7 protein-coding genes and 1 tRNA gene are annotated in these 8,953 nt (G+C 68.1%); 3 read left to right on the forward strand and 5 right to left on the reverse strand.

Annotation, left to right across the window (positions count from 1 at the left end; translation table 11 throughout):
* Positions 1 to 1,488: 1,488 nt before the first annotated feature.
* A tRNA-Pro gene (locus VHR41_08130) sits at positions 1,489 to 1,563 on the forward strand.
* A gap of 377 nt (positions 1,564 to 1,940) precedes the next feature.
* Positions 1,941 to 2,771, forward strand: coding sequence for a methyltransferase domain-containing protein (locus VHR41_08135; GenBank protein HEX3234152.1), 831 nt, complete (start codon positions 1,941 to 1,943; stop codon positions 2,769 to 2,771).
* Between the two features lie 15 nt (positions 2,772 to 2,786).
* On the opposite strand, the gene VHR41_08140 is transcribed toward VHR41_08135, so the two are convergent.
* The 4 genes from VHR41_08140 to VHR41_08155 all read right to left on the reverse strand — a co-directional run bounded on the left by VHR41_08140 (position 2,787) and on the right by VHR41_08155 (position 5,831).
* Positions 2,787 to 4,424, reverse strand: coding sequence for a hypothetical protein (locus tag VHR41_08140; GenBank protein HEX3234153.1), 1,638 nt, complete (start codon positions 4,422 to 4,424; stop codon positions 2,787 to 2,789).
* Positions 4,406 to 4,561, reverse strand: coding sequence for a hypothetical protein (locus VHR41_08145; GenBank protein HEX3234154.1), 156 nt, complete (start codon positions 4,559 to 4,561; stop codon positions 4,406 to 4,408). The genes VHR41_08140 and VHR41_08145 overlap by 19 nt, the downstream gene beginning before the upstream one ends.
* A gap of 137 nt (positions 4,562 to 4,698) precedes the next feature.
* On the reverse strand, positions 4,699 to 5,427 hold the full coding sequence (locus VHR41_08150) for a hypothetical protein (GenBank protein ID HEX3234155.1): 729 nt from the start codon (positions 5,425 to 5,427) through the stop codon (positions 4,699 to 4,701).
* 32 nt (positions 5,428 to 5,459) lie between these two features.
* Positions 5,460 to 5,831 (reverse strand): hypothetical protein, encoded by a 372-nt coding sequence (locus VHR41_08155; protein HEX3234156.1) that lies wholly within the window; start codon positions 5,829 to 5,831, stop codon positions 5,460 to 5,462.
* 56 nt (positions 5,832 to 5,887) lie between these two features.
* Between VHR41_08155 and VHR41_08160 the strand changes: the two genes are divergently transcribed.
* The gene (locus VHR41_08160) at positions 5,888 to 7,399 is read left to right on the forward strand and encodes an alkaline phosphatase family protein (GenBank protein HEX3234157.1); all 1,512 of its coding nucleotides are present in this window, start codon (positions 5,888 to 5,890) and stop codon (positions 7,397 to 7,399) included.
* Positions 7,400 to 7,417: 18 nt separating this feature from the next.
* On the opposite strand, the gene VHR41_08165 is transcribed toward VHR41_08160, so the two are convergent.
* Positions 7,418 to 8,740: a protein kinase gene (locus VHR41_08165; GenBank protein ID HEX3234158.1), complete on the reverse strand. Its 1,323-nt coding sequence runs from the start codon at positions 8,738 to 8,740 to the stop codon at positions 7,418 to 7,420.
* Positions 8,741 to 8,953 lie beyond the last annotated feature (213 nt).

Below are 8,953 nucleotides of genomic sequence, written 5' to 3' on the forward strand. Positions count from 1 at the left end.
ATCGCTCCCGCGACGGCCTGCCAGCAAGAACGCAATTCGGCGCTGGGCCGTACGACTGATCTTCGCATGAAGTTCCTACAGATCTATGGAAAGGCTATACACGAAGAACCGTAGAGGGGCTTGTGAGGTCTCGCATCGGAATCCAGGGGGTAGCAACACTGAAGCGGCGAACCCCCAGAGGAAAAGTGGCGATCATGGTGTCGGCATGAATGCTAGCGATGTTCTCAAAGGCGCCGCCGTTGGATCGGGCCGGTCAAGGTGAGGATCGCCATTTTGCCGGGGGCGCCCTTCATCGGGCCGCGGCCCTCGCATCAACTGCGCAGGTTTACCTAGTCCATCAAGACTGCCGCCCTGTGGCCAAAGAGCCAGCCACGGGCTGTCGTCAAGCCAGCAGATTCCCTCCATGCTTGACTCCTGTAAGGTTGCCGCTGCTAGACTAAAGGCATGGAGTCAACAGAGCCTCAACGCGGCTGGATTCGCCGTTCCCCGCGCCCGCCGAAGGTTGGACGTGTCTAGGCGAGGCGAGCGGGCGATTCGCTTTGGGGCAGGGTCCCCGGATGGACCTCACGGGACCGTATTTAAGTTATGGGGGATCGACGGAGCCGTCAGACCTGATGGCCCGAGCGACGTCTATCTGGCCGACCGCGCAACCGGGAGTGTCCTGAAGACGAGCCTTCATGCGAGTGGCAGGTGGCGGACAGCCGTTACTCGCGGCGCGGTGGAGGCCGGCAAAATTGCCATACGTGAGGGAGCGGATAGAAAAATGACCGGGTGGGAACGGCCCGCGATGACGGCCAAGGGTTTTACTATCGCTTATCAGGTCGCTACCCCAGCCTCTGAATTAAGGACCACCGAACAGACCTTTTCGGGACTCAATGTTCATTGGGTCGAAGACCCTGGACCGGGGAAGGTGATCCAGTTCGTCGTGGTCCTTGCCCCGCCACCGCTTAGAACCATGACGTTATCGGAACCAGGGCCGAACAATGAGCGCTTGCTCGATCATTTCCGCCTACCCAATGGCGAACTCGTGGGTGTGATTAGTCGGACGACAATATTGAGCGACAACGCAATCGCCCGGATCCGGGCCGCGGTTGGAAGGTGGACGGTGCGTGATCCGGGGGGCGGACCAGTCGATCCCTCTGCACGAGTACGATGCACGCTCTATGTTGAAGGGCTCGACGGCGGGGAAGGCTTGATTGATGTTGCTATTCCATGCACGGTCTAAGGCAATACGGATAGTCACAGAAGCGCCTCCACCGAATTCGCGCCAGTCAGTGACCGAATGGTAAGCCGGGCAGAAGCGGTGCGGGAGAATGGTGCAAGATTGCTGGCGATTGAGAGCGCTTGTGACCGCTGGCCTGCCCGAACTATCTTGCCCCCGCAGTGGTTAGCGATTGAGCCCGCTTGCCCTGGCGACTACGGATCAAAAGGTTGGGGGTTCGAGTCCCTCAGGGCGCATGGGCCAGACAGGGACGTGGGGAGAGTGAGCGGGGCGTAGCGCAGCCCGGTTAGCGCGCCTGCTTCGGGAGCAGGAGGTCCCGGGTTCAAATCCCGGCGCCCCGATAGGAGAAACCGAGTCCCCGCCACCTCAAGGGTGAGCGGGGATTTCTGTTTCCTAGCGTTGGACCCGAAACGAACACCTGGTCGACGGCGGGCGTCCATGCCAACACCGCGCAGCCACCTCGCCGCGCCTCGGGTCGCATTGGACGGCACGGCTCATATCGTGACCCTTGGCGGATCGGAGATGGGGCCTCGCTGCCGACAGGTACCGTCAGCCAGGTCTACATGCCGTAATCGGCTGCGCCAGCGGAGCAAACTCGTAGGCGAAACACCGACATCCCTCTCAGGCTGCCCCCGATCCCGAGGACATCCGCTGATTCGTATCGTTGGCCATCATCAGCGGCACCCGGAGTCATACCGGCAGTCTCGGAGGGACGGCGATGTCACCGATCGCGATGGAACAGGAACCCGGCACTTACGTGCTCGCCACCGGAGGGGCGGCCGCCTACCGCCTGCGGATCCTGCACCAGGTCTATGGCGCCGGCAGTCGGCGTCTGCTCCGTCTGGCGGGCCTCGGGGCCGGAATGCGGGTGGCGGACCTGGGGTGCGGGATCGGGCAGGTCACGGCGGATCTCGCGGAGCTAGTGGGGCGCGAGGGACACGTCGTCGGAGTGGATCTCAGCCGCGCCCAGCTTGACGAGGCGGACGAGCTGATCCAGGAGCGGGGACTCACCAACGTCACCTTCGTGGAGGCCAGTGCCGCTGCCACCGGCCTGCCCGCGGCTTCATTCGACCTGGTGTATTGCCGGTACTTACTCATCCATCTGGCCGAGCCGGACGCGGCGCTGCGCGAGATGCATCGCCTGTTGCGTCCGGGAGGAATGCTGGTGTGCGAGGACGGAGATCTGACGTCCGCCGGCAGTGAGCCCGCCTCCGCACTGGGGCTGTTTGCGGAGCTCTTCGGGGCGCTTGGTCCCAAGCGCGGGGTCGATTACACCCTCGGCAGGCGGCTCTATCAGATGATCCGTGCGGCCGGCTTCGCCTCGCCCGACATCGCCTTCAATCAGCCGGCCTTCGCGCGCGGCGACGGCAAGCGGCTGCTGGAGCTGTCGGTCGCAGAAGCGGGCCCCGCGTTCGTGGAGGCGGGGCTCATCTCCGCCGAAGCCCTGCGGGATGGCGTGCTCGCGATGCGGCGCCTCGCGGGTGACGAGACGGTGCTCGCCATCATGCCGCGGATGGCCCAGGTCTGCGCGGCGAAGCTGGCCGCGTAAGGGGTGCAACTCGGTCTACGGAGAGGTAGCGGAGGCTCCGGCGCTCACCGTGCGTTGCGCGCCGGAGGCCGAGTCCGCCTGCGCCAGCCAGGCGAGGCTCACCCGCTTGAACGCGTAGGGGGCGCTGTAGGCGGAGAGATACAGGTCGTCGGGCTCTCGCGGCAAGTCGGCCCCGAGATAGTAGCGAAGCACGTTCCCCAGCACATTGACCACGGTCACGCTGTTCCCGAACGCCGCCGAGCCGTGATCCGGCAGGTAGTACGCTCCGAAGGCGCCGAACCGATCGTGGGCGGAGGCCAGGGGAATGTCCTCGGCGGTCGCGGCGGTGTCGAAGCCCGGCGTGCTGGAGCCGTGGTCACCCTGGAGCAGGATGACCGGCGGCACGTCAGAGGCCCGCAGGACCGCCGTGACCAGCTTCAGCACCATCCGGTTGGTGCATTCGATCTGGCCGATGTAGCGGCTTCCCGGCCTCGACCCGGCGGCCAGTTTAGGGCCGAGTGGCCGGCAGTCCGACTGGAAGGTGAACGGCTGGTGCGGACTCAGCACATGCGCCAGGCCGAACACCGGTCCGGGAATCCTGGGCACCTGGGCGACGGCGGCCAGAGTGCGGATGGTCTGCTCGCCATCCGCGGCGCTCCACCTGGTTTCCCGGTGGAGCAGATCCAGCATGGAGGCGATTCGCAGATCACGGCGGAGCTCGGTTCGGCTCAGCTCCCGCGCTGGATCGAATCCGTCGCTCCCGTCGAACTCCAGATCCGCGCTCCCGTTGTGCCGGGTGGCGGGCCACCACAGCGATGGGAAAAAGGCGAAGGTGTAACCCTGCGACTTGAGGAATTCGACGGCGCGGTTGTGCTCGACCAGATGGTTGGCCAGCCTCGGATTGCCCGTCCGGCTGCCGACATCATTGGGGAGATCGGCGAGCTGGCTGGCGTTGAGGAGCGAGGGAAGCGAGATCAGCGTGTGCAGGTAGTTGCTGTGGACCACCGGAACCACGAAGCCGAGCCGCCGCAGGCTGTCCAGGAAGACGTGGTTGTCGAACCCATACCGCGCCCCAGTGACCTCGGCGTTGGCGTATTCGTCGAGGATGATGAGATAGATGTCGCGCTTGGGTCCACTCGCAGCGCCGGGCCGCACCCGGATCGGCTGTGCCAGCCGCCGAACCACCGCGCTCCCCCGGATCGCCAGGGCGCTGCGCAGCTCGGTCCGCCCGATGGAGAACGCGGACCACCCCACGAGGAGCCCACCCAAAAGCGTCAGGAAGATCGTCAGACGGTCCAGCACGGCCGGTCGATGGAGGAGCCACCAGGCGAGCCCGAGCGTCACCACCGCGCCGATGGGAAAGACCACCAGGTGAGTGGTGATATCCCCCCTGTGGCCCACCCGATCGACGACCTGGACGTAGCCCCAGAACCAGAGGACCGCCGCGAGCACCGCCAAGGGCGGCAGGCGTCCACCCCAGCGGCCGCGCGCCACCAGCGCCGCCACTCCGTAGAGCAAGCCGCATCCTGCCAGCACCACGGCCACCACGACCGCGAGGTCGTCGAGCCTGGACCACCCTGGATTGGAGGCGACCAGGTGAACGACGGGAACGACAGCCAGGAGGAAAGGGTAGAGCCGGGCCGGCGAGCTCCCGCCTACTGCTTGTCGGTCCACCTGTTGCGGCCAGGCAGGAGCGACTTGAAGAAGGTCTTCGCACCCTCGCGCACCCGGGAGAACATGGCCACGACGGACAGCACGCCAGCGGCGACGATTTGGAGCAGGAGGCTCCCTGCCGTAGGATCGATATACATGCGCGGCCTCGCTGGGTGTGATGGACTTGAGCCGGATTCGTGACCAATCCGTTACCCCTGCAAGATACCACAGCCGCGCCCGGAGGCGAGGTGAGGTGCCGCACATGGCCGACAGGTCCGGGGCCGGCCAGGTCCGTTCAGGGAGTGCTGTGGTTGAGGATGGCCCAGCTAGCGGCCGCCTCCAGCAACGCTAAGTCCGATAGGGGGATGGTTGAGGGCGCGGTCCGCTGCACCAGGCCGGTCACCGAGCGTCCCGAGAGCCCGGCGTAGATCACCAGTGCGGCGAGATAGCTGCCCGTCGGGGTGGGGTGGAAGTGGTCGGCCGCGAGCAGCTCGAGCGTTGGCTTGCGCCGGAGCGCCTCGCGGATCGCCTCGCCGGCGGGGAGCAGGAGGCCGTCGACGGACCGGGCGGCGGCAGTGTAGGACTCGGTGACCGCATCCCAGTCGCCGGACCGATCGAGCGGGGGCCAGACCATGTAGAGCGCCGGCCGGCCGCCGGCCGCGCGGATCCGCTCGGCGAACCGCCCGGCATCGCGCAGCAGCAGCACCCGGCTTTCCGGCAGAGCCGAGGGACCCTGCTGCAGCACCACGATGTCCCAACCGCCGCGGTCGATCGCGGCCAGGGCGTCGCCCTGATTCCAGAGGTCCTCCAGGCTCGCCCCGCCGAAATCCACCGACTCGGTCGTGACTCGCGGCCCATCGGCCGCCTCGGCGATGCCCGCCACCAGGCCGGGCAAGTCGTTGAACTGGGTCAGGCTGTTGCCGAGGAAGAGCACCCTGAGGTCGGCGTCCGACGGGGGGTCGGACGCGGCGGAGCCGCAGCTCGTCAAGGCAAGCGTGAGGACAAGCCAGAGGACGGCGCGCATAGCCAGCCTGGGAAGAGGGTTTTTTCGGAGGTTCAGGAAGCAACGAAGCGAGACAGGAGCCCGCCCAGGATCGCGCCGCCCAATAGGGGGACGATATTGAGGAGGGAGACCGCCACACCGCCCAGCCCGGCCAGCACACCCCAGACCCACCAATGTGTTAGGTATGACACTCCTGCCGCCGCCAGGACTCCGGTGAGCACGGCGGGCAGAAACACCGCGAGCACGGCCCGTTTCACGGAGCCCGCCTTGCTCCCTCCGACCAGTCCGGCGATGAACGGCCCTACCCCAGGCAGCCAGAAGAGCAGCAGCGAGAGCCCTCCCATCCAGTTCATCGCGGAGACCAGGCTGCCGCGGCGCGCGGCCGGTGGCCGAGCCGGCAGATCGCGCTTCCCCTCCCCACTCATCGGATTAGCTTTCGGATTCCCGAACCCGAGCGCCTCGCCCGTCTCACGGCCATCGCATGCAGCCGTCCTCCACCCGATGTTTTCTCCTGCTGGTTGATGGCCTCCGTCCCGACGTGGCGGAGGAGCGCCTGGCCGCCGGCGCGCTGCCCAACCTGGAGGCGATGCTCCAGTCCGGCGGGCGGACCCGCGCGATCACCGTGTTCCCCTCGACCACCAGCGTCGCCTACCTGCCGTTTCTCACCGGCTGCACCCCGGGACGCTGCAACATTCCATCCATCCGCTGGCTCGACCGCCGCGCCTACGGTGGCCGCTGGTGGCGTGACCGCGGAGCCGTGCGGAGCTACTGCGGGTACCAGGCGCCGCTCCTGGACCAGGACATCGCTTCCGACGTGCGCACCATATTCGAGCTGGTGCCCGAGAGCGTCGGCATCTTCACTCCGATCGCGCGCGGGCTCTCTCCGGCCGGCGACCCTGCGCGACGGGAGCGCCAGGCCTGGGGCGCGCTGGCGCACTACGCCCAGTGGCATCAGCCATCCGACGAAGCCGTCGCCCGGCACCTGCTGCGCGCGGCCCGGGGCGCGGCACGGTTCGTGTTCGCTCAGTTCCCCGCGGTGGACGGTTACACCCACCAGACCAACCCGGACTCGGCGCCGGTTCGGCGAGCGCTGGCTCGGGTGGATGCGACGGTGGGCCAGCTGCGCGAGATGCTCCGGCGGCGAGGGGAGCTGGAGCGGTCGCTGATCCTGGTTGTGAGCGATCACGGGGCCACCGTGGTACACACCCATCTGGACCTGGCGCAGTGGTTCCGCGCCCGCGGCGTGCCGACGCTCTCTCATCCCATCACCTGGGAACGAAACCCGCGTGCCGCCGTGATGGTGGCGGGAAACGGCTCGGCCATGGTCTACGCGCAGCCCAACGTCCGCCGGGAGGAGCGCTGGCCGGTCGAGCGGCTCCGCCACCCGGACGCCTTCGGCAGCCCGGGCGACCTGGTAGACGCGCTCCTTGCCGAGCCTTCGGTGGCGCTGGTGGCGGGCGAAGCGGCGGAAGGGGGGGTGTGGGTCGGCACCGCGAAGGGAACCGCCATCATCGCACGTGCGGGCGGGACCATCCGGTATCGCCCGATCCACGGCGATCCACTCGCCATGGGCGGCCCACGGACCGGGTCGGAGCGGGAGTGGCTGGAGTCGACCTGGGATGCGGAGCTCCCCGACGCAGCCTATCACCTGCTGGATCAGTTCCGGGCCGATCGAGCGGGCGACCTGCTGGTCGTGGCGCGGGAAGGCTACGATTTTCGAGAGCGTTTCGAGGTGCCCGAGCACCGCTCCGGCCACGGGAGCCTCATCCGCGGGCACATGCAGACCCCGGTGTGGGCCAGTGAGGCGCTTCCGGCCGCGCCACTCCGTACGGTCGACCTCTTTCCCGCCGTCGCCGATTGGCTCGGGGTCCCGCTTCCGCCCGGAATCGATGGCGCGCCCGTCTGGCTCCCCGGCTTCCAGCGGCGGCGGGAGCGCGTTCCGGCCGGCGCTCACGCCGATGAGCGAGCCACCGCGAAAACCGCCCAGGCGTGATCGTTCCCCGGCCCAGCCTCAATGGCACTCCGGGATCCGGGTCCGCACGAAGCCGCTGGCCCGCGCTTCCTCTTCGCTGGTGAAGTAGAGCAGGTCGCGAGACTCGAGAGCGACGGGACAGCTGCTGCGATAGTAAAACCGCTCTCCCAAGATCGCGACCCACGGATGGGTGCGCCGGAACGGGCTGATGACCGGCCCCGGAACCGAGTCCACTGTGCCCTTGGGATGAGGTGGACGAGCCCCGGAATCTGCCGGAAGGCGCGCCGCTGCCGAGTCGCGGCGGATCCGCGGCACAACGCGCGAGCTGGGGGCAGGATTCGAGTCGGGCGGGGCCACTACGGATCCGGATTCCTGGACCCTCGGCCGGAGGCCTCCCGTTGAAGGCCGCTGGATAGCCCAGAGCAGCCAGAGGCCCGCCGCCACCGCCACCAGGGCGGCGGCCGCGGCGCCGAGGGGGAGGGCGCCGGTTCCCATCACTCGTCCCAGCCTGGGGACCGGGCCGGTCTGCTGTTCGTGGGGCGTGATCGCCTCCACGAACTCCGCAACCGTCTGAAAGCGCCGGGCGGGCGAAGGGGCGAGCGCCCGCTCGAGCGCGGCGCGCAGGCTCTCCGGAAGGCGAACAGCCGGGGTGGCGAGCGCGGGCGGGGCTCCGGTGAGCATGTGAAGGAGGACGGCGCCCAGGCTGAAAACGTCGCTGCGCTCGTCCGCAGGGCGCCCGGCCATCCGCTCCGGGCTCGCGTAGCCCGCGCTCACACTGTCCTCGAGGGTTCCGTCGATGCGGGAACGCCGCGGCAGCAACTCCTGGGTGAAGCCGATCAGCTTGAGGAGCGGCCGGCCGCCCGCGGCCTGGGTCACCAGGATGGTGTCCGGCGAGAGATTCCCGTGGGTCCACCCGAGGGTGTGCGCTGCCTGCAGGCCGGCCGCTGCCTGCAGGCAGAGATCCAGGGCCTCCTCCGGCGGCAGGGCGCCACGCCTGGCGACGATCTCCCCCAGCAGCTCCCCCGCGAGGCACTCGGCCACCACGTAGACCAGCCCGTCGTGGGTCTCGCTCACCTCATGGATCGCGGCCACATTGAGATGCTGAATCTGGATGGCTTGGCGAAAGCGCTGCCGCAGCACGGCGAGGGTGGCGGGATCGCTGGAAGCGGACCCCAGGAAGAGGATGCCCACATCCACCCCCGTCGGGTACTCGCCACGGTAGAGCGGGCCGACCGACGTGGCGCCCAGCATTTCCCGGACGCGGATGCCGGCACGGAGGGTCCGGCCGACCAGGGGAGCGTCCGGACAGCGGCTGCTGGCGGGGTCGTGCTCGGCGCCACACTGGGGACAGAAGGCGGTCAAACCCTGATCTCCGGTGGGTGCCTGGGGACAGCGCTGATCACGGATTGGGCCTGGAGACTCGTGAGATACTGTAAGTATGAGGGTGGAGCGGTGCTGCGGAACCCCCAGTTCCAACTCCAGCTCCGAGGCCAACGGGCAACTCCCCGTTCGCCACCGCCAGGCCTCCAGCGAAGCCACCGATGGGCGTTCATCGGGGGTAGCGGATCGTAGGCG

Source organism: Gemmatimonadales bacterium (assembly GCA_036265815.1).
Lineage (GTDB): Bacteria > Gemmatimonadota > Gemmatimonadetes > Gemmatimonadales > GWC2-71-9 > CAVVWJ01.

What these genes read in the sequence shown, in the direction of transcription:
- VHR41_08135 (HEX3234152.1), top strand. Translation starts at nt 1,941, where the DNA reads ATGTCACCGATCGCGATGGAACAGGAACCCGGCACTTACGTGCTCGCC.
- VHR41_08145 (HEX3234154.1), bottom strand. Translation starts at nt 4,561, where the DNA reads ATGTATATCGATCCTACGGCAGGGAGCCTCCTGCTCCAAATCGTCGCC.
- VHR41_08150 (HEX3234155.1), bottom strand. Translation starts at nt 5,427, where the DNA reads ATGCGCGCCGTCCTCTGGCTTGTCCTCACGCTTGCCTTGACGAGCTGC.
- VHR41_08155 (HEX3234156.1), bottom strand. Translation starts at nt 5,831, where the DNA reads ATGAGTGGGGAGGGGAAGCGCGATCTGCCGGCTCGGCCACCGGCCGCG.
- VHR41_08160 (HEX3234157.1), top strand. Translation starts at nt 5,888, where the DNA reads ATGCAGCCGTCCTCCACCCGATGTTTTCTCCTGCTGGTTGATGGCCTC.